General features: G+C 71.9%; 20 protein-coding genes. 5 read left to right on the top strand and 15 right to left on the bottom strand.

The genetic code is table 11. The features are described 5' to 3' along the window. Positions 1 to 19: 19 nt before the first annotated feature. Complete coding sequence (locus KIT14_16940) at positions 20 to 634, top strand: DUF72 domain-containing protein (protein MCW5892210.1); 615 nt, start codon at positions 20 to 22, stop codon at positions 632 to 634. 6 nt (positions 635 to 640) lie between these two features. Here the strand turns inward: KIT14_16940 and KIT14_16935 are convergent, their stop codons facing one another. Beyond that, complete coding sequence (locus tag KIT14_16935; protein MCW5892209.1) at positions 641 to 1,354, bottom strand: ferredoxin; 714 nt, start codon at positions 1,352 to 1,354, stop codon at positions 641 to 643. Between the two features lie 76 nt (positions 1,355 to 1,430). On the opposite strand from KIT14_16935, the gene KIT14_16930 reads away from it, so the two are divergent. Beyond that, positions 1,431 to 1,754 (top strand): SCP2 sterol-binding domain-containing protein, encoded by a 324-nt coding sequence (locus KIT14_16930; GenBank protein ID MCW5892208.1) that lies wholly within the window; start codon positions 1,431 to 1,433, stop codon positions 1,752 to 1,754. Between the two features lie 79 nt (positions 1,755 to 1,833). Here KIT14_16930 and KIT14_16925 read toward each other — a convergent pair whose 3' ends face one another. Both KIT14_16925 and KIT14_16920 read right to left on the bottom strand, forming a co-directional pair. Further along, the gene (locus tag KIT14_16925) at positions 1,834 to 2,115 is read right to left on the bottom strand and encodes a hypothetical protein (protein MCW5892207.1); all 282 of its coding nucleotides are present in this window, start codon (positions 2,113 to 2,115) and stop codon (positions 1,834 to 1,836) included. Further along, positions 2,112 to 3,356 (bottom strand): GNAT family N-acetyltransferase, encoded by a 1,245-nt coding sequence (locus KIT14_16920; protein ID MCW5892206.1) that lies wholly within the window; start codon positions 3,354 to 3,356, stop codon positions 2,112 to 2,114. Before KIT14_16920 ends, KIT14_16925 begins: the two co-directional genes overlap by 4 nt. A 76-nt stretch (positions 3,357 to 3,432) precedes the next feature. Here KIT14_16920 and ggt point away from each other — a divergent pair, with 76 nt between their 5' ends. Further along, on the top strand, positions 3,433 to 5,136 hold the full coding sequence (gene ggt, locus KIT14_16915) for a gamma-glutamyltransferase (protein ID MCW5892205.1): 1,704 nt from the start codon (positions 3,433 to 3,435) through the stop codon (positions 5,134 to 5,136). Positions 5,137 to 5,151: 15 nt separating this feature from the next. Here the strand turns inward: ggt and KIT14_16910 are convergent, their stop codons facing one another. The 3 genes from KIT14_16910 to KIT14_16900 form a co-directional block, all read right to left on the bottom strand. Beyond that, positions 5,152 to 6,441 carry an adenylosuccinate synthase gene (locus tag KIT14_16910; GenBank protein ID MCW5892204.1) on the bottom strand — a complete coding sequence of 430 codons (1,290 nt, stop codon included), beginning with the start codon at positions 6,439 to 6,441 and terminating at the stop codon, positions 5,152 to 5,154. After that, positions 6,441 to 8,045: a phosphoglycerate dehydrogenase gene (gene serA / locus KIT14_16905; protein ID MCW5892203.1), complete on the bottom strand. Its 1,605-nt coding sequence runs from the start codon at positions 8,043 to 8,045 to the stop codon at positions 6,441 to 6,443. The genes KIT14_16910 and serA overlap by 1 nt, the downstream gene beginning before the upstream one ends. A gap of 369 nt (positions 8,046 to 8,414) precedes the next feature. Beyond that, entirely contained in the window at positions 8,415 to 9,341 is a 927-nt protein-coding gene (locus KIT14_16900) for a hypothetical protein (GenBank protein MCW5892202.1), read from the bottom strand. A 132-nt stretch (positions 9,342 to 9,473) separates the two neighbouring features. Here KIT14_16900 and KIT14_16895 point away from each other — a divergent pair, with 132 nt between their 5' ends. Continuing rightward, entirely contained in the window at positions 9,474 to 11,255 is a 1,782-nt protein-coding gene (locus KIT14_16895; GenBank protein ID MCW5892201.1) for a TolC family protein, read from the top strand. A gap of 1 nt (position 11,256) precedes the next feature. On the opposite strand, the gene KIT14_16890 is transcribed toward KIT14_16895, so the two are convergent. From KIT14_16890 to KIT14_16865, 6 genes are all read right to left on the bottom strand, one after another. Further along, the gene (locus tag KIT14_16890) at positions 11,257 to 11,700 is read right to left on the bottom strand and encodes a hypothetical protein (protein MCW5892200.1); all 444 of its coding nucleotides are present in this window, start codon (positions 11,698 to 11,700) and stop codon (positions 11,257 to 11,259) included. A 6-nt stretch (positions 11,701 to 11,706) separates the two neighbouring features. Further along, a complete protein-coding gene (gene folE, locus KIT14_16885) occupies positions 11,707 to 12,270 on the bottom strand; it encodes a GTP cyclohydrolase I FolE (protein ID MCW5892199.1) in 564 nt (187 codons plus the stop codon). Positions 12,271 to 12,314: 44 nt separating this feature from the next. Next, a complete protein-coding gene (locus KIT14_16880; protein MCW5892198.1) occupies positions 12,315 to 13,190 on the bottom strand; it encodes a methylenetetrahydrofolate reductase in 876 nt (291 codons plus the stop codon). 30 nt (positions 13,191 to 13,220) lie between these two features. Beyond that, on the bottom strand, positions 13,221 to 14,264 hold the full coding sequence (locus KIT14_16875; GenBank protein ID MCW5892197.1) for a homoserine kinase: 1,044 nt from the start codon (positions 14,262 to 14,264) through the stop codon (positions 13,221 to 13,223). Between the two features lie 136 nt (positions 14,265 to 14,400). Then, entirely contained in the window at positions 14,401 to 15,135 is a 735-nt protein-coding gene (gene nth / locus KIT14_16870; GenBank protein ID MCW5892196.1) for an endonuclease III, read from the bottom strand. After that, positions 15,078 to 15,806: a 7-carboxy-7-deazaguanine synthase QueE gene (locus KIT14_16865; GenBank protein ID MCW5892195.1), complete on the bottom strand. Its 729-nt coding sequence runs from the start codon at positions 15,804 to 15,806 to the stop codon at positions 15,078 to 15,080. The genes nth and KIT14_16865 overlap by 58 nt, the downstream gene beginning before the upstream one ends. Positions 15,807 to 15,922: 116 nt before the next feature. On the opposite strand from KIT14_16865, the gene KIT14_16860 reads away from it, so the two are divergent. Further along, positions 15,923 to 16,441, top strand: coding sequence for a YIP1 family protein (locus tag KIT14_16860; protein ID MCW5892194.1), 519 nt, complete (start codon positions 15,923 to 15,925; stop codon positions 16,439 to 16,441). A gap of 41 nt (positions 16,442 to 16,482) precedes the next feature. Here the strand turns inward: KIT14_16860 and KIT14_16855 are convergent, their stop codons facing one another. Genes KIT14_16855 through KIT14_16845 form a run of 3 tightly spaced genes read right to left on the bottom strand, consistent with a single transcriptional unit; the run spans position 16,483 to position 18,791 of the window. Next, positions 16,483 to 16,914: a TraR/DksA family transcriptional regulator gene (locus tag KIT14_16855; protein MCW5892193.1), complete on the bottom strand. Its 432-nt coding sequence runs from the start codon at positions 16,912 to 16,914 to the stop codon at positions 16,483 to 16,485. A 23-nt stretch (positions 16,915 to 16,937) separates the two neighbouring features. Beyond that, the gene (gene rimO, locus KIT14_16850) at positions 16,938 to 18,302 is read right to left on the bottom strand and encodes a 30S ribosomal protein S12 methylthiotransferase RimO (protein ID MCW5892192.1); all 1,365 of its coding nucleotides are present in this window, start codon (positions 18,300 to 18,302) and stop codon (positions 16,938 to 16,940) included. Positions 18,303 to 18,305: 3 nt separating this feature from the next. Then, the gene (locus KIT14_16845) at positions 18,306 to 18,791 is read right to left on the bottom strand and encodes a YajQ family cyclic di-GMP-binding protein (GenBank protein MCW5892191.1); all 486 of its coding nucleotides are present in this window, start codon (positions 18,789 to 18,791) and stop codon (positions 18,306 to 18,308) included. Between the last annotated feature and the right edge of the window lie 5 nt (positions 18,792 to 18,796).

Raw genomic sequence — 18,796 nt, 5'->3', positions numbered from 1 at the left:
CGACCTGCCCGCGGACGCGATGCTGGCGCACTACGCGACGGTGTTCCGTGCGGTGGAGATTAACCACAGCTTCTACCGCATGCCCGCGCCGGCCATGCTCGAGAAGTGGACGCAGCAGACGCCGGCGCGGTTCCGCTTCGCCCTGAAGGCCCCGCAGCGGATCACGCACCACCTGCGTCTCAAGGACGCCGGCGACGCCACGCGCGAGTTCGTCCGTCGCGTGGGCACGCTCGGCGACAAGCTGGGTCCGCTCCTCTTCCAGCTGCCGCCGCACCTGCGCGCGGACCCGGAACGGCTCGCGAGCTTCCTCGCCGCCTTGCCGTCCGGCTGCGAGGTCGCGATGGAGTTCCGGCACGCGTCCTGGTTCGACGAGGAGATCTACGCGCTGCTGGCGCGCCATCGGGTCGCGCTCTGCATCGCCGACACGGACGAGTCGACGACCCCGATCGTCTCCACCGCCGCGTTCGGCTACGTGCGCCTGCGACGCGACGACTACACCGACGCCGCCCTCGCCGCCTGGGCCGAGCGCCTGCGCGCCGTGCCGCGTTGGAAGCGCGTCTACGTCTTCCTGAAGCACGACGAGGCGGGACGCGCCCCGGAGCTGGCGAACGCCTTCCTCGCGACGCTCGGCTGACGCGGGTCAGGTCCGGGTGCGCGCGAGCATCGTGCGCGCGGCCCCCTGGTGGAAGGCGAGCGCGGCGTCGGGATAGCGGTGCTCGGGGCCGAGCACGCACGCGAGGCGGGCGTGACATCCCGCGTCGCAGCGTCCCGGGGCCGCGGCGCGGTAGGAGACGCACGCGGGCACGTCCCACCCGGCGTCGCGGACGGCGCCGCCCGGGCAGGCGGCGATGCAGGCGCGGCTGGTGCACGACGGACACGGATCGAAGCCGTCGGCCGGCCGCGGCAGCGCGACCTCGTCGCGCACGAGCAACGCCGCGCGCAGCGCCATCCAGGGCCCGTAGACGGGATGCACGAGCAGCCCGAGGAGACTCGGGCTGCCGAGGCCTGCGCACGCCGCCAGCGTGCGGAAGTCGGTAGGCACCGGATCGAAGGGATAGACGATGCCGACGAGACCGGCGACGTCGGCGGCGATGGTCTCGACGAGGCGGCGCGTGAACGCGTCGAGCGGATGTGCCACGGGAACGTCGTCGCGCGGCCGCGAGCGCGCGAACGCGGTCCAGAACGCCCCACCGCCGTTGCCGACGACGACCGCGGTGCGCGCGTCGGGCAGGCGCGGCGCGAGCGCGGTGCGCGCGCCGGCGCGTGCATCGTAGGCGGCGACGGACGTCGCGCCGACGAGATTCAACCCGTGCGACGCGAGCCGCGCGAGGAGCGCGTCATCGAGGGTCCGCATTGCTTGACAAGCTGCGCAGGCCCAGCCTACCTAAGCCGGTCAGCCCCCACCACCCTTGAGAGGAGGAGTTTCATCCATGACCCCGCAGGACATTTTCGACGCGATGCCCGGCCAGCTCGACGCCAATGCGGCGAAGGGCGTGAACGCGACCATCCAGTTCAACCTGAGCGGTGACAATGGTGGCCAGTGGTACGTCACCATCAAGGACGGCGCCGCCGAGGTGCAGAAGGGCACTGCGCCCTCCGCGAACATGACGATGTCGATGGCCGCCCAGGACTACGTCGACATGACGACGGGCAAGCTGAACGGCCAGATGGCGTTCATGAGCGGCAAGCTCAAGATCTCGGGCGACATGGGTCTCGCAATGAAGATGCAGACCCTGTTCAAGCGCCCCGCCTGAACGGCGTCCGAGGTTCCTGAAGTGACGAGCCGGGCCGCCCTCACGGGTCGCCCGGCTCTTCCGTTTTCGGGGTGCGGCGTCAGCGGCGCGTGCGCGTGAGCAGCGTCGCCATCCCGAGCAGCAGGCCGCCCCAGACGAGACCGATCAGCGCCCCGCCGACGGCGGCCGCGAGCAGCGCCCAGTGGCGCGCCGACGCCGCCCAGTACTCGGCCTGGAAGAGAGCGTGCGTCGGGTGGCGCTCGTACGCGGCCGCGACCTCCGCATAGTGGGCGTCGCCGAGGAAGAGCGCGCCCGCGACGCCGCCGCCGGCCACGCCGGCCACCAGCACCAGGACGCCGAGAAGCCGCAGCGCCCCGCTCATGCGCGTCGCTCCGCGGCTTCGGCAACGCCCGGCAGCCGCCGTCGGAGCACCGCCACGTGCTGGCGGCGCTTCGGGTCGTAGCCACGCCACTTCGCCGCGGGGACGTCGTCGGGGGAGACCGCAGCGAAGCCCATCCGTTCGAAGAACTCGCGCGCCCGCGCGTCGACGGTGACCGCGAAGACGGCCCCGAGCCCCTGTGCCTCGGCGTCCTGGAGCATGCGCGCGACCAGGCGATCGCCGAGCCCCTCCCCCTTGAAGCGCGTGATCGTGTAGAGGCCGGCGATCTCGCCCATGCGCTCGTCCTGGTACGGCGCGGTGAGGAGCCCTGCGACGCCGGCGAGGTGACGCCCGCAGACGGTGACGCCGTAGCCGCACGCCAGGAGCTGCCCGATCTCCGCCGGCGTGCGCGCCTTCAGCACGCCGGCGAGCTGCCCGCGCTCGAGCAGGCGCTCGGCCTGGGCGAAGTCGTCGAGACCGAGCGGGCCGACGCGCGTGTAGTCGCCCTCGGTGAACAGCGTCCCCGAACCCGCGTACGTGAACAGCTCCTCGCTGATGCCGTCCGGCGAGCACAGGTTCACCTGCTCGATGCCGCGATCGAGCGCCTCGCGCACCGAGACGAGGAGCGCGCGCCGATCACCGAGGCCCGTCCACTCGGCCTCGGCCTCGCCCTGCCGCACCAGCGTCTCGAGCTGGTTCTCGTCGACGAACGACAGGCGGCTGCTCCCCGCGAGCAGTCCGCCGCCGGGATCGGTGAGCACGACCTTCGACAGCCGCAGCGCGGCCGCGAGCTCGAGCGGCTGGCGCGGAAACGCCGCCGGTCCGCCGACGGCGAGCACGCACAGCCGCGACGCGCGCAGCCGCGTCCAGAGCGCGCTACGCAGGTCCTGCTCGCCGCCCGGCGAGGCGAGGTCGGCGACGCGCAGCCGCAGCACGCTCGACGGGCGCCGCCGCACCTTCTTCTTTCGCGCCTTCCAGCGCCGCACCTTCGCGGGCGCCCGGCCGAGCGCGGCGAGGAGACGGCGCTCGGCCGCCGGCACCACGGCCGGCCACCACACGACGACGCGCGTGTCGTTCTGCACCAGCGTCGATACGGCGGCGGTGAGCGAGCGCAGCGGCGCGTGCGCGACCACCACCGACGGCGCGATGGCGATGAGCACGGCGCGACCGCGGAACTCCTCGAGATAGAACTCCCGCTCGCCGAATGGCTCCACGCGCCGCTTCGCCCGCGAGGCCTTGGCCATCGTGCGCGCCCTGATAGCACAGCCGGACCGACCGGCAACCGTTTGCCCGGACTCGGCCGCCCGGCTACTCGGACGCGTGCCGCACGCCCCGGAACGCCGTCCCCGTCTCCGCGCCGCGCTCCGGCGCACCACGCCCACGCCCGCGCTCGCCTGGCTGCTGCTCCTGCTCGGCAGCGTGCCCGCATGGGCGACACCGGGCGCCGTGGCGACGGAGCACCAGCTGGCGGCCGACGCAGGAGCCGAGCTGCTGCGCGGCGGCGGCAACGCCGTCGACGCCGCGATCGCCGCCGCCGCCGCGATCTGCGTCGTCCACGCCCAGTCGTGCGGCATCGGCGGCGGCGGCTTCGCCCTCGTCCGGCGCGCCGACGGCCGTGTCGACGCGCTCGATTTCCGCGAGACCGCGCCTGCCGCTGCCACGCCCGAGCGCTTCTTCGAGGACGGCACGCCGGCGCCCGAGCGGCTGCGCCGCGGCGGGCTCGCGGTCGCGGTGCCAGGCGAGGTCGCCGGCTGGGTGACGCTGCACGCGCGCCACGGCCAGGCGCCGCTCGCGGCGGTCCTGGCTCCCGCGATCCGCCTCGCCCGCGACGGCGTCCCGCTCGCCGACGCGCCGACGCTGCGCAGCGCGATCGAGCGCACGGCCGAGCTGTTGCGCGCCGACCCGGACCTGCGCGCGATCTTCCTCGGCCCGGGCGGCGCCCTGCCCGCGCCCGACGCGCGCATCGTGCAGGCCGACCTCGCGCGCACGCTCGAAGCCGTGGTCGCGCACGGCCGCGCGGCGTTCTATGCGGGCGACGTCGCCGCGAGGATCGCCGCCGCCGTCGCCGCCCGCGGCGGCGTGCTGACGACCGACGACCTCGCCGCCTACCGCCCGCAGTGGCGCACCGCCCTGCGCGACACGTACCGGGGCCACGACGTGTGGACGTTCCCCCCCCCCGGCTCCGGCGGCATCGTGCTCGAGGTCCTCGGCATCCTCGGCGCCGACCAGCCCACCCGCGCCGACGCGCTGACGGCACCGTGGCTCCACCTCCTGGCGGGCGCGCTCGCCCAGGGTTTCACCGACCGCGCCCGCTGGTACGGCGACCCGGGCTTCACCGACGTCCCGGTGGCGCACCTGCTCGCGCCTGCCCGGCTCGCCGACATCCGCCGCGCGCTCGCCTCGCCGACACGGGTCACGCCGCAGGTCGACCCGCCGCGCGACGCGGGCACCGCCAACGTCTCGGTCGTCACCGGCGACGGCGTCGCGGTCGCGCTCACGACCACGATCAACACCTCGTTCGGCGCGGGCATCGCCGTGCCCGGCACCGGCATCGTCCTCAACAACGAGATGGACGACTTCGCGGTCGCCCCCGGGGTGCCGAACGTCTACGGCCTGCTCGGCTCGGAGGCGAACGCGGTCCGCCCGGGCAAACGCCCGCAGTCGAGCATGTCGCCGACCATCGTGGTCGCGGGCGACCGTCCGGCGCTGGTCGTCGGCGGCTCGGGCGGCCCGCTCATCATCTCCGGGACCACCGAGGTGCTGCTGAACGCGATCGCGCTCGGCATGGACGTGCCCGCGGCCGTCGCCGCGCCGCGCATCCACGACCAGGGCGTGCCCCCGGCGATCGTCGTCGAGCCCGGCGTCCCGGCGGCCACCCGCGAGGCGCTGGCGCGCTACGGGCACCCGATCAAGGAGCTCCGCGCGCTGGGCGCGGTGTCGGCGGTGGCGATGCTCGCGGACGGCGGCTTCGCGGCGGCCGGGGATCCGCGCAAGGACGGCGGGCAGGCGATCGTGCCGCGTTGAGCCGCCCCGCCCGCCTCAAAACACGTCGCCGAGGCGGATCGTCTGCTCGCGCGCCGCACCCACCGACACGAGGGTGATCGGCGCCTCGACCAGGGCCGACAAGCGGTCGATGTAGCGCCGCGCCGCCGCCGGCAGCTCGTCGAGCGAGCGGGCGCTGCCGATGTCGTCCTTCCAGCCGGGGAGCTCCTCGTAGATCGGCTTGATGCGCTCCCAGGCGCCCTGGGTCGCGGGCGGGAGGTCGTGGCGCTTGCCGTCGATCTCGTAGGCGACGCAGACGCGGATCGGATCGATGCCGGTCAGCACGTCGAGCTTGGTGAGCGCGATGGCGTCGAGCCCACAGAGGGCGCCGGCAAGGCGAACGACGACGGCGTCGAACCAGCCGCAGCGGCGCGGGCGGCCCGTCGTCGAGCCGTACTCGTCGCCGTCGGCGCGCAGGCGTTCGCCCAGCGCATCGGTGAGCTCGGTGGGGAACGGACCGCCGCCGACGCGGGTGGTGTAGGCCTTGGCGATGCCGACGACGCGGCCGATGAGCTTCGGCGGCAAGCCGGCGCCCGCGGCGGCGCCGCCGGGGACGGCGTTGGACGACGTGACGAACGGGTACGTGCCGTGGTCGACGTCGAGCATGATGCCCTGCGCGCCTTCGAGCAGCACGCGCACGCCACGGGCGGCGGCGGCGCGCACCTCGGCGCCGGTGTCGGCGACGAACGGCGCGAGCCGGTCGCGATGCTGGCGGCACTCCTCGTGGATGGCGGCGAAGTCGAGCGGCGACTCGCCGAGCATCGCCTCGAGGTAGGCGTTCTTCTCGCGCAGATTGCGCGCGAGCAGCGCCTCGAAGCTGTGATCGTCGAACAGATCGCCGACGCGGATGCCCGTCCGCGCCATCTTGTCCTCGTACGCCGGGCCGATGCCGCGGCCGGTGGTACCGATGGCGCCGGAGCCGCGCAGCCGCTCGCGCGCTTTGTCGATGGCGCGATGGTACGGCATGATCACGTGGGCCTGCTCGCTGATGCGCAGCCAACGGTCTTCCGTGAGGTAGCCGCGCGCGCGGAGCGCGTCGATCTCGCCGACGAGGATGCGCGGGTCGAGCACCATGCCGGCGCCGAGCACGCAGATCTTGCCGTGGTGCAGGACGCCCGACGGGATCAGGTTGAGGATCGTCTTCTGGCCGCCCACGACCAGCGTGTGTCCGGCGTTGTTGCCGCCGTGAAACCGTACGACCATGTCGGCGCGTGCCGCGAGCAGGTCGACGACCTTGCCCTTGCCCTCGTCACCCCACTGCGTGCCGATGATGGCCGTCGCCGACATCAGAGCCTCAGCAGCTCCGCGGAGACGATGTTCGGCGCGCTCCGCAGCCGATCGAGGACGTCCGCGGGGACGGGATCGTCGATGTGGAAGAGCGAAAGCGCCATGCCACCGACCTTCTCGCGCCCGAGCTCGAGACCGGCGATGTTGATGTCGCTCTCGCCGAGCAGCGTGCCGACGCGGCCGACGACGCCGGGGACGTCGCGGTTGTGGAGCATCAGGATGTGGCCCTCGGGAACCGCTTCCATGCGGAAGTCGTCGATGCGCGTGAGGCGCACGGTGTCCGAGCCGAAGACGGCGCCCTGCACGCACGTCTGCGAGCCGTCCTTGTGCCTCAGGGTCACCTGCATCGCGTTGGCATAGTCGGTCGGCGTGTCGACGCGCGACGTGACGACGCGGATGCCGCGATCGCGCGCGATGCTCGGCGCGTTCACGTAGTTGACGCTGTAGTTGAGGTCGAGGTCGATCACCTTGTCGAGGAGGCCGCGCAGGACGGCGGTGGTGAGCGCCTTGCCCTCACGCTCGGCGATCTCGCCGGTGGTCTGGACGGCGACCTCCTCGGGCACCCCGCCCCGCAGCTGGGCCGCGAGCGCGCCGAGCTTCTCGGCGAGCCGCAGATACGGTCGCAGGACCTGGAGCACCTCCGGCGACAGCGACGGCGCGTTCACCGCGTTGTGGATCGTTCCCTTGGTGAGGAACTCGCCCACCTGCTGTGCGATGGCGACCGCGACGTTCACCTGCGCCTCGGCGGTGGAGGCGCCGAGGTGCGGCGTGCAGATCACGCGGTCGAGCTGGAGCAGCGGGTGGTCCTTCTTCGCCGGCTCCTTCTCGAGCACGTCGAGCGCCGCGCCCGCGACGTGGCCACTCTCGATGGCCTCGGCGAGCGCCGTCTCGTCGACGATGCCGCCCCGCGCACAGTTGACGACACGCACGCCCTTCTTCATCCGGGCCAGCACGTCCTTGCCGATGAGCCCGCGGGTTTCCGCGGTGAGCGGCACGTGGATCGAGACGAAATCGGCACGGGCCACGAGATCGTCGAAGGAGACCAGCTCGACCCGCAGGCGCGCGGCGGCTTCGGGCGTGACGAACGGATCGTGCGCGATCACCTTCATGCGCAGGCCGACGGCGCGCTCGGCGACGATCGCACCGATGTTGCCGATGCCCACGATGCCGAGGACCTTGTTGCAGACCTCCGTGCCGATCCAGCGCTCCCGCGGCCACTCGCCGGCGCGCACCGCAGCCGCGGCCTGCGGGATGTTGCGCGCGAGCGCCATCAGCATCGCGATGGTGTGCTCGGCGGTGGTGACGTTGTTCCCGCCGGGCGTGTTCATGACCACGATGCCGCGCTTCGTGGCGGCGTCGACGTCGACGTTGTCGACGCCGATGCCAGCGCGACCGATCACCTTCAGCTGCTCCGCGGCGGCGATCACCTCGGCGGTGACCTTGGTGCCGCTGCGGATCACGAGCGCGTCGACCTCGCGCACGGCCACCTTGAGGTCGGCCGGCGAGAGCCCGGGCTTCGCGATGATCTCGAGGTCGGACTGCTCCTGGAGCCGCCCGAGCCCTTCCACGCCGAGCGAGTCGCTCACCAGCACGCGGTACGCCATGGTCGGCCCCTTCAGGCGCGCGCCGGGACGTACGGAACGTCACCGAGAACGGCCCCACGCTGCGGCGTGCGGCGGAAGGTACCCGGCAGCGACCGGGCGGCCGACACGACGGGAACGACGGGAGTAGGACGCGGGGCGAGACGATATTTCTTGATCACGACGGCACCTGGACCATGCAACGTTTGGGGGTTGCGACAGGGGCCCAGGCGTTCGGCCCACTGCTCGATCAGCACTTCCTCGTGGTCGATTCCACGCGAACGCCAGTCGTGCCGTCGGATCGTTTAGCCGCCGCCTTCGCGCCCTGTCAAGGCGATGCCGGACGCCGCAGCCGGCGCCGCCCGCGGCGGGCAGCGTCGCGCCGCTCGGGTGTCAGGGCAACGCCTGCCAGGTGCCGTCCGGGGCGCGCACGACGACGAGGCGGGGCTGATACACCGTCGCGAGCGCGATCCCGGCGCACATCTGCACGTCCTCGTCCTTCACCTTCGCGAGGGCTGCGCGATCGACGTCGTAGAGCATCTCGCCCTTCGGCTGGACGACCACCGCGGGGCCTCCGGTCGTCACCACGTCGTAGGTGCCCGGCTTCGGGGGCCCGACGCGCAGACCGGCCCGATAGACCTGGTCGAGGCAGCGCGCGGCACGCAGCTGCGCAACCTGGATGTGCTCGTTGCCCTCGAGCGCCCGGTAGATGCCCGCGAAGTCCGGCGCGAACCACGCCGCGCGCTCGGCCGCCACCGCCAGGATCTTCTCCCGATCCTCGTCGGTCAGCGACGTGACCGGCGGGTAGGCGTGCCACGGCCGCTCGACGGCGAAATCGGCCTGGAACTCGCGCTTCATGGTCAGCGCACCGCTGCCCTTCTTGCGCGCGACGCCCTCGTTCGCCTGGTTCGTGGCCCGGCCGCCGCCGGGACGCTCGTCCTCGAAGACCTGGTCCGTGACCTCGGCCCAGCGCAGCTCGGCCGTGTACGGCGCGGCGGCGCTCGGCGCGAACTCCACGCGGATCGTGTTGCGGCCCTTGCGCAGCAGCTCCGCGAACGACGCGGCCGGGACCCAGACGGCCGGACCCACCTCGCGCGCATCGAACAGCACCGGCACCTCGTCCTTCACGATCGGCTGCGTCGCGACGACGATGCCGTTCAGGTAGACCGTCGCCGTGCCGGGCACCGTCTCGACGTGGTCGGCGGACGTGTCGCCCGTGTAGGGCGTGAACTTGAACTCGACGTTGATGGTCTTGGCGCGCGCGACGGCGGCCCCCGCGAGCTGCGCCGCCAGCAGCGCCAACACGATCATGATCCGCATCGTCCGCCCTCCCCGCCCGCGCTCGGGCCCGTCAATCGTTGTCCGTTGGGGTTCCGTGGGTGTCAAACGCGGCACGCGGCATGCGCCCCTGCGCGTTGACTCCGCCGAGTCGATCCACTAACCCGCGCCGGAATGTCGCCTGCACGGATGTCCGGCGTGCTGCTCTCGTCCGTCGTCCTCTGCGTGGTCGCGCTCCTCGGCCACGCCCGTGCGGGCGAGGCGCCGGCCGTGCCGCCGCCGTCGCCCTGGCGTCTCACCGTGATCCCGGACCAGTGGAAGTCCGGCATCGATCCGAGTCCCGCGCTCGACGTGCCCGTGCCGGCCACGCGCGACGAGGAGACGCAGACCGTCACCCTGAAGGAGGCGATCGGACTCGCGCTGGAGAACAACCCTCGCATCGCCGCCCGGCGACTCGAGCCCGCACGCGTGCAGACGCAGGTGCTCGAAGCGCAGTCGCAGTTCGACCCGGTGCTCGCGGGCGACCTCGCCTACGGCAAGGACATCACGCCGAACCCGAGCGCGCTCGCGCAGACCGAAACCTCGGTGATCGAGACGCGCAGCGCGAACGCCCATCTGCGCAAGATGTTCCGCACGGGCACGCGGTTCGAGCTCGACTTCCTGAACGAGCGCCTCGACAACAACGCCCAGTTCTTCGAGCTGCGCCCCCAGTACACGCCCCAGCTCGGCTTCTCGCTCGTGCAGCCGCTGCTGCGCGACTTCGGCTGGGACTTCTCCTATCTCGTCGTCCGGGTGCAGGAGCGTACCGCCGAGGCCGCCGTCTACGCCTTCCAGGCGGAGCTGGCCGACTTCGTGCGCGACGTCATCCGCGCCTACTTGAACGTCGTCGGCGCCCGCGCGAACGTGCAGGTCCGCCAGCAGGCGCTCGATCTCGCCGAGACCACCACGCGGGAGAACCGGGCGCGCGTCGACGTCGGACTGCTGCCGCCCGTCGCCATCCTCGAGGCCGAGGCCGATGCGAAGGCGCGCGAGGACGACCTCATCCGAGCGCAGAACCTGCTCGAGGTGACGCGCCAGCAGCTCGCGCAGCTGTGCTTCTATCGGCCGAACGGCACGTTCGTCCCGCGCTCGCTCGAGCCGGTCGAGTACGCCGAGCCCGAGAAGGTCCAGATCGATCTCGAGGAGACGCTCGACGCGGCGCTCGCCGACCGGCCCGAGATCGCCGCCTCGTCGCGCGGGGTCGAGGCGCGACAGTTCGCGGAGAAGATCGCCCAGAACGCCCTGCTCCCCCGCCTCGACCTCGTCGGCGGCTATGGCGTCAACGGCCTCAGCGGCGTCGGGCGGGCGCGAGCGTTCGGCAGCGGTCCCGTGCTGAGCGACAGCGACACCGGCGGCTGCACCTTCCTCGCCCCGAACGTCTACAGCTGTCCGCCGCCCGATCCGGCGTTCTCGCCGTACGCCGGCCCGCGCCGCGACGCCTACGCGCGGCTGAGCGGCGGCGACTTCCACAGCTACAGCTTCGGCCTCCAGCTCGAGGTGCCGATCGACAATGCGGCCGCCAAGAGCCAGCACACCCGCGCGCGCATCGAGACCAACCAGGCGGAGCTGAACCACCGCGAGCTGCTCTCGCAGGTGACGCTCGAGGTGCGGCAGGCCGTCGCCGACGTGCTTTCCGGGCGCCAGCGCATCGACGCGTCGCGCGTCGCCCGCGAGCTCGCCGAGGAGAACGTCCGCAACCAGCAGAAGCGGTACGAGGTCGGGATGGCGACCACGAAGGACCTCCTCGACTTCCAGCAGCGTCTCACCGAGGCGCGCGTCGCCGAGGTGCAGGCGCACCTCGACTACTCCATCTCGGTCGCCCAGTGGCGGCGCTCGCAGGGCAAGCTGCTCGACCACTACCACATCGTGGTGGCGCCGCCGTCGCGCGAGCGGGCGCCCTGGTTCGCGCTCTTCTGAGTCAGTCCGGCACGCGCGCGAGCACGAGCTGTACGCGCTCGCCGCACGCGAGCCGCAGGCGCTCGACGGCGAATCCGAGGGCCGCGAGCTCGCGCGCCGCCGGATAACGCGCGCGCGCGGCGCCGAGGCCGACCACCGCGAGCTGGGCCACGCCGACGAGCCGCCGGCCGAGGGTGCGCGGCTGGTTGTGGTCGACGAGGAGCAGCGGCGCCCCCGGCGGCAGCCGCCGGCGCACGGCGGCGAGACACGCCTGGCGTACGGCCGGATCCGCGGGCGCACCGCGGAAGCTCACGACGGCCGCGGCCGCGCCGTCCGGCGGCGCGGCCGCCCCGCACGCGCCGAGGGCGGCGATCAGCGCACGATCGTGGTCGCCCGTCACCGCGACGGTGGCCGGCGACGCGCCGAGGAGCCGCAGGCAGTCGGCCGCCAGGCGGCGCGCAGCCATCGGCGCTCAGCGCCGCGCGATCAGCGTCATGAACTCCTCGCGCGTCTTCGACGCGGTCTGGAACGCGCCGAGCATCGCGCTCGTCACCACGCTGGAGTTCTGCTTCTCGACGCCGCGCATGCGCATGCAGAGGTGCTCGGCCTCGAGCACGACGCCCACGCCGAGCGGGTCGAGGACCTCCTGGATGGTGCTGGCGACCTGCGTCGTCAGCCGCTCCTGCACCTGGAGCCGGCGCGCGAAGACCTCGACCAGGCGCGCGATCTTGCTGATGCCGACGATCTTGTTGCGCGGGATGTAGGCGACGTTCGCCTTGCCGTAGAACGGCAGGATGTGATGCTCACAGAGCGAGTAGAAGTCGATGTCGCGCACGACGATCATCTCCGAGTACTCTTCGGTGAAGAGCGCGCCGTTGATGATGCCGCGCGGATCCTGCTCGTAACCCCGGGTGAGGTGGGCGAACGCCCGCGCGACGCGCTCGGGCGTGCGCACGAGCCCCTCGCGGTCGGGCTCCGGATCGAGCACGCGCAGAAGCGCTGCGACGTGCTTCTCGATGACGGCCTGGTCGGGCATGCCCGCCCCGATACGGGATGGGGCCGGTTCCGGCAAGGCGCGGATCACGCCCCGACCAGGCCCTCCCGGCGCAGGTTCTCGAAGATGGCCCGCGTCGCCGGCGACTGGTTGAGCGTGTAGAAGTGGATGCCGGGCGCCCCGCCGCGGAGCAGCTCCGTGCATTGCCGCGTGGCCCACTCGATGCCGAGCCGGCGTGCCGCCTCGGGCTCGTCCTGGACCGCCCGCATGCGCGCCTCGAGCTCGGCGGGGATGGCGTTGCCCGAGAGCTGCGTGATGCGGCGGATCTGGGCGACGTTGGTGATCGGCATGATGCCGGGCACGAGCGGCACGCGGATGCCGGCGCGGCGCGCCCGCTCCACGAAGGCGAAGTAGTCGTGGTTGTCGTAGAAGAGCTGCGTCACGACGACGTCGAGCCCGGCATCGACCTTCTCGCGCAGGTGCTCGACGCTCAGCTCGAGGTCGCGACATTCGGGATGGCCTTCCGGATGCCCTCCGCCGAGGAGGCAGATCGGCCAGCCGCGTTCGCGCACGAAGCGCACCATGTCGACCGCGTAGCGGAAGCCGCCGGCGGGCCGGCGGAAGCTCGGATCGGGCGGCACGTCGCCGCGGATCGTGACGGCGTTCTCGATGCCGCGCGCGAGCATGAGCTCGAAGTGACGGGCGAGCTCGTCGCGCGTCGCTTCGATGGCGGTGACGTGCGCCGCCGCCTCGATGCCCAGCGCGCGCACGCGCGCCGCCAGCTCGACGGAGACCGCCCGGTCGGAGCCGCCCGTGCGCGTGATCGACACGAAGGCCGGCTCGAGGGGGCGCAGCGCCTCGATGGTCTTCATCAAGGCGACCTCGCCCTCCGGCGTCTTGGGCGGGTAGAACTCGAACGAGATGAGCGGCCGCCCGCGGCCGAAGAGGTCGACGATCTTCACGGAAGCCCCCTCGTGCGGGGTCGCGGGCGACTACTTGGAGCCCTTCTTCTCGAGCGCCTTGACCCGCTGGTACTTCCGGTAGTCGTACCCCGTGGCCATGGCCATGAGGAGGCCTTCCATCCCGCCCTCGCGCTCGCGACGCAGCACACGCAGCCGCTCGTAGAACTCGCGGAAGTCCTTGTCGAGACGCTGCTGGCCGTTGCCGTCGATGGGCTGGAGGAAGAAGTCGCGCAGGCGCGTGACCGTGAAGCGGAGCGCCGAAAGCCGCAGCTCGTTCGGGAACGCGTCCCACTCGGCCAGGGAGAGCGGCCGCAGGGACTCGTAGCCCATGATGAGCGCCTCGAATCGGCGCAGGTCGTAGGTCTCGCCGTCGAAGCAGAGCGCGTTCACCGCGGTGGCGAGGTCGAAGACGAACTTGCCCCGACACGCCGCCTCGAAGTCGATCATGGCGATCAGCTTGTCGCCCTTGAACAGGAGGTTGTCGGGAAAGAGGTCGCCGTGGATGACGCCTTTCGGAAGCTTGTTCTCCAGGTAGTGCTGGAGGTAGTCGACCTCGTCGTCGAGGGTTCGGACGATCTTCCGGAAGTACGTGGGTAGGCGGTCGCGCACCTCGGCGTAGAGATCGGAGATGCGCTCGTAGCTGAAGCGGTTGTCGATGCCCTTCTTGTAGCTCTTGCCGATGGTGTGGAGGTCGGCGAGATGGCGCCCGACGATCTCGAGGCGCGTCGGCGTGAGCCGCTGCACGGTCGCGACGTTGCCGTCGGCCCAGCGGTACACCGAGTAGCACTTGCCCCCGACCTCGCGGTACCAGCGCCCCTTCCGGTCGGCGACGGGCTGCGGGCATGGGAAGTTGTGCTTGCGCAGGAAGATCAGGAGGTCGAGCTCGCGCTTCACGTCGAGCTCGCCCTTCACCTCGTCGATCCGCAGCAGATGCTTACCGCGCGGAGTCTCGAGCAGGTAGTTGCTGTTGACCGACCCGAAGGGGATGCCGGAGAAGCCGAGGAGCTTCGCCAGTCCATAGTCCTCGATCAGGTCGTTCAGCGCGCCGCGGTCGATCACGGTGTAGACGGCCATCTCCCCCTGGCTCTCCTAACCCGTCGGATTTCCTTCTGAAAAGGCGCGCAACCGTACCGTCACCCCCGGTGGATGTCAAGGTCAAATAACGATCGTTCGCCCGAAATTTCCATTTCGTGCCGAATCGGACCGCGGCTCAGGATGACGTCGTGACCCCGATGCGGGGGCACCACCGGCTGAGCGAGCAGGCGCTGCAGCGCGGCTTGCGGGCGGCGCACACCCGGCGGCCGTGGTGGATCAGGCGATGGGCGAAGTGCGTCCACTCCCTCTTCGGGAGCAGCGCCTGCAGATCACGCTCGATCTTCACGGGGTCGTCCCGGACCGTCAGGCCGAGCCGGTTCGAAAGGCGATTCACGTGCGTATCCACGAAGATGGCCGGGTGACCGAAAGCAGTTCCGAGGACTACGTTGGCGGTCTTGCGACCGATCCCCGGCAGCGCGGTGAGCGCGGCCATGTCGTCGGGGACCTTGCCGCCGTACTCGCCGGCGACGGCGCGGGCGACGGCCTGGATCGACTTGGTCTTCTGCCGGAAGAAGCCGGCGCGGTGGATCAGCTCCTCGACCCGTGCCGGCGGCGCCGCGGCCAGGGCCTCGGGGGTCGGGTAAGCCCGGAACAGGCCCGGCGTGACCTGGTTCACCATCTTGTCGGTGCACTGCGCCGACAGGATGGTCGCCACCACGAGCTGCCACGGGCCGTCGTAGTCGAGCTCGCACCAGGCGTCGGGATAGGTCCGGGCGAGCGCGCGGGCGATGGCTCGGGCGCGGGTGGCGCGCGCCGCCGGCATCTCGTCCGAGACGTCGAGCGGCAAGCGCGTCACAGGACGCCGAGGAGCTTGTGCAGCTGCGGCAGGACGCGAACGTCGGGATGGCATCGGCTGGCGAGGGCGTGCAGGCGCTCGAGGCCTTCCGGTCGGATCTCGAGCCGGCCGTCGGGCGCGGTGATCGGGGTGAGGAAGAGCGGCACGGTCGGGTCGACGGCGGCCACGAGCCGCGCGCCGATCTCCACCTCCTCGGGCCGCGTGGTCTCGTCGACCGGCATCTTCACGTAGACGTCGCGCCCCGCCTCGGCCGCGAGGCGGAGGCAGGCATCGTGCTCGTCCCAGCGCGCACGCTCGCCGGTGTTGCTCGGGCACTTGAGGTCGAGGCTCACGATGGCGACGTGCGGCAGCACCCGGGCGAGCCGCTCCGGCAGGATGCCCGCGGTTTCGAGCAGCACCGGCAGGCCGTGCCTGCCACGGCCGAGCCACGCCGCGAGGAAGTCGGCCTGGACCAGCGGCTCGCCGCCGGTGACGGCGATCGCGTGCAGCGGCGGGGCGAGCGCGCGCAGCGCCGCGACCTCGCCCGCGAGCGCTTCGACGTCGAGCGGGTTCGCGCGCACGTGGACGCCGTCGGCGCCGAGGACGCGGCAATGGCTGGTGGGCTTGAGGCTCGCCGGCGTGTCGCACCAGCGGCAGCGGAGCGGGCAGCCGCCGAAGCGCACGAACAGCTGACGGCGCCCGGCGTGCACACCCTCGCCCTGGAACGAGACGAACAGCTCGGACACGTTGGCCGTCCCAGGGTGCATCGCGGGCGAGGCTGTACCATGCGCGTCCGGGCGCGACCACCGCCGATGCGTGCGGTCGTGGACGCCCCGAGCGACCGTCGCTATACCGGAGCCCGATGTCGCACGACGCTCCCGAGATCCCGCCCCCTGGCTCCAGCTTCCCCGACACGTGGCGACGCGTGATGACCGACCCGCGCGGCTTCTTCGCCGACATGCCGCAGGCCGGCGGCCTCGCCGAGCCGCTGACCTTCCTCGCCGCCGTGGCCGCCGTGAACGCCGCGGGCCGTTTCCTGATCTGCTGGTGCCTCGGCGGAGCGGTGTGGACGTTCATCGCCACCATCGCCCTCGGCTTCGTCGTCGCGACGCTGCTGACGCTGGTCGCGCAGCATCTGTTCGACGGGCGCGGCGGCTTCGAGCCGACGTTCCGCGCCGTCGCCTACGGCTTCGCGCCGGCCGTCTTCTTCTGGGTGCCGCGGCTCGGGATCCTCGCCGCGCTCTACGCGCTCTTCCTCCAGGTGCGCGGCACGGAGCGTGTACACACGCTCGACGCGGTCCCGGCGGTGCTGAGCGTCCTGATCGCCGCCGCAGCGACCGTGCTCGTCGCGGCCGGTCTCGGCGGCCGCGGGCTGCTCTGACGGGTCGCGCGCCGGCTCCCGCGGGCCGGCGCGGCGACGCCTCATCCGTCGCTGTCGTCCGAGTCGCCCATGCCGAGGCGACGGAAGCTGCGGTCTTCCTCGAAGCGCCGGTTCATCTTGGCCTCGCGCTCCCGCTCGGCCTGGCAGTTGATGCACAGGCGCGTGAACGGCAGGGCCTCGAGGCGGGCTTCGGAGATGTCGCTCTCGCAGTTCTCGCAGACGCCGTAGCTACCGTCTTCGATGCGGCTGAGCGCCTCGTCGATCGCCGCGACCTTCTCGCGGTCGCGGTCGCCGAGGATCAGATTGATCTCCTTGTCGCGCGCGTCGCTGGCGAGGTCGTAGGTGTCCATTCCCTCGTCCTTGCTGGCGTCGCGGATGCCGTGGAGATCGTGCTGCACGTGCCGGAGGAGATTCGTGCGCGTGGTTTCGAGGGTCTCGCGAGCTTTCTTCAGAAACGCCTTGCGCATCGTCATCCCCCTCCTCGGGGCGCCGGAATCTATGGGGAGACCCGAGGCCTGTCAACGTCGCGGGCGCATATCTCGCCCTCCAGATCGTACGTGTCCGCGCCCGTGATGCGCACACGCACGAGATCGCCGGGAGCCGCGTCCCCGCGGACGCGAATGACGCCGTCGATCTCCGGCGCCTGCGTGGTCGTTCGCCCGATTGCCGTACCGTTCGGGCCCTCGCTCTCGACGAGGACGTCGATTTCGCACCCGACCTGCGCGCGTGCCTTGCGCGCTGCGACCCCCGCCTGCGTGGCCATGACGCGCTCCCAGCGCGCCTTCTTGCGCTTCTCGGGGACCTGACCGGGGAGCGTGGCCGCGTGCGTGTTCTCCTCCTGCGAGTAGCGGAACACCCCCACCCGATCGAGCTCGGCCTCCTCGAGGAAGGCGCACAGCTCGTCGACGCAGCGCTCGGTCTCGCCCGGAAAGCCGACGATGAAGGACGAGCGCAGCGCGATTCCCGGCACCGCCTCGCGGATGCGCGCGATCAGACGCCGCAGCGCCGCCCCGCTGCGCTCCCGCCGCATCGCCCGCAGGACGTCGTCGCTGATGTGCTGGAGCGGCATGTCGAGGTAGCGGCAGATCGCAGGCTCGCGCGCCATCACCTCGAGCAGCTCGTCGGTGACCGAGGACGGATACGCGTAGAGCAGGCGCAGCCAGCGCACCGACGGAACCCGCATGGCGAGTGCGTGCAGCAGGCGCGCCAACGTCGTGCCGTCGCGGCGGTCGCGGCCGTAGGCGGTCAGGTCCTGGGCGATCAGGTTCAGCTCGAGCACGCCGTCGGCGGCCAGCGACGCGGCCTCGGCGACGACGTCCTCCATCGGCCGGCTCTCGTGCCGCCCGCGGATCTTGGGGATGATGCAGAAGCTGCAGGTGTGGTCGCAGCCCTCGGAGACCTTCAGGTACGACGTCCACCACGCCCCGGTGCGCACACGCGGGGAGACCCCGTGCAGCGGCAGCTCGTGCTGGGCCCCGCGGTAGACGACCTGTGCGTCCGCCGCTCCCTGCTCCACCGCGTCGGCGATGCGCGTGAGGTCGCCGGTACCCACGAAGGCGTCGACCTCGGGCATCTCCTGCACGAGATCGTCGGCGTAGCGCTGCGCGAGGCAGCCGGTGACGACGAGCCGCCGTCCCTCGCGCGCGGCCTTGGTACGCGCCGCCTCGAGGATGGCGTCGATCGACTCCTCCTTCGCGGGGCCGATGAAGGCGCAGGTGTTCACGACCAGCACGTCGGCGCCGTCGGGATCGGCGACGAGCTCGTGGCCGCGGCGTGCAAGGACGCCCAGCATCAGCTCGGCGTCGACCTGGTTCTTCGGGCACCCCAGGGTGAGGACGTGGACGCGACGCGGGTCGGCCATGGCTCAGTCCCGGAAGTTCACGAACTGCATCGCGATGTCGAGGTCCTGCTCGCGCAGCAGCTGGATGACGGTCTGGAGATCGTCGCGCTTCTTGCCGGTGACGCGCACCTGATCGCCCTGGATCGCCGCCTGGACCTTCAGCTTGCGCTCCTTGATGAGCTTCACGATCTCGCGCGCCTTGTCGGTGGCGATGCCCTGCTGGAGGTCGATGCGCTGCTTGGCCGTACCGGCGGGACCGGGCTCGATCGGCTTCGCGTCGAGCCCCTTCAGCGGGACGCCGCGCTTGGCGAGCTTCTCGCGCAGGACGTCGCCGAGGGCCTTCACCTTGAAGTCGTCGTCCGAGTGCACGTGGATCGTCGACTCCTCGCGCCGCACGTCGACCTTCGCCCCCTTGAAATCGAACCGCTGCCCGACCTCGCGCAGGGTCTGGTTCACGGCGTTGTCGACCTCCTGGAGGTCGAGCTTGCAGACGACGTCGAAGGAGGGCATGCGGC

Source organism: bacterium (assembly GCA_026129405.1).
Lineage (GTDB): Bacteria > Desulfobacterota > Binatia > DP-6 > DP-6 > JAHCID01.
The sequence above is the reverse complement of the archived record's forward strand: the minus strand, read 5'-3'. Positions and strand labels throughout refer to the sequence as shown.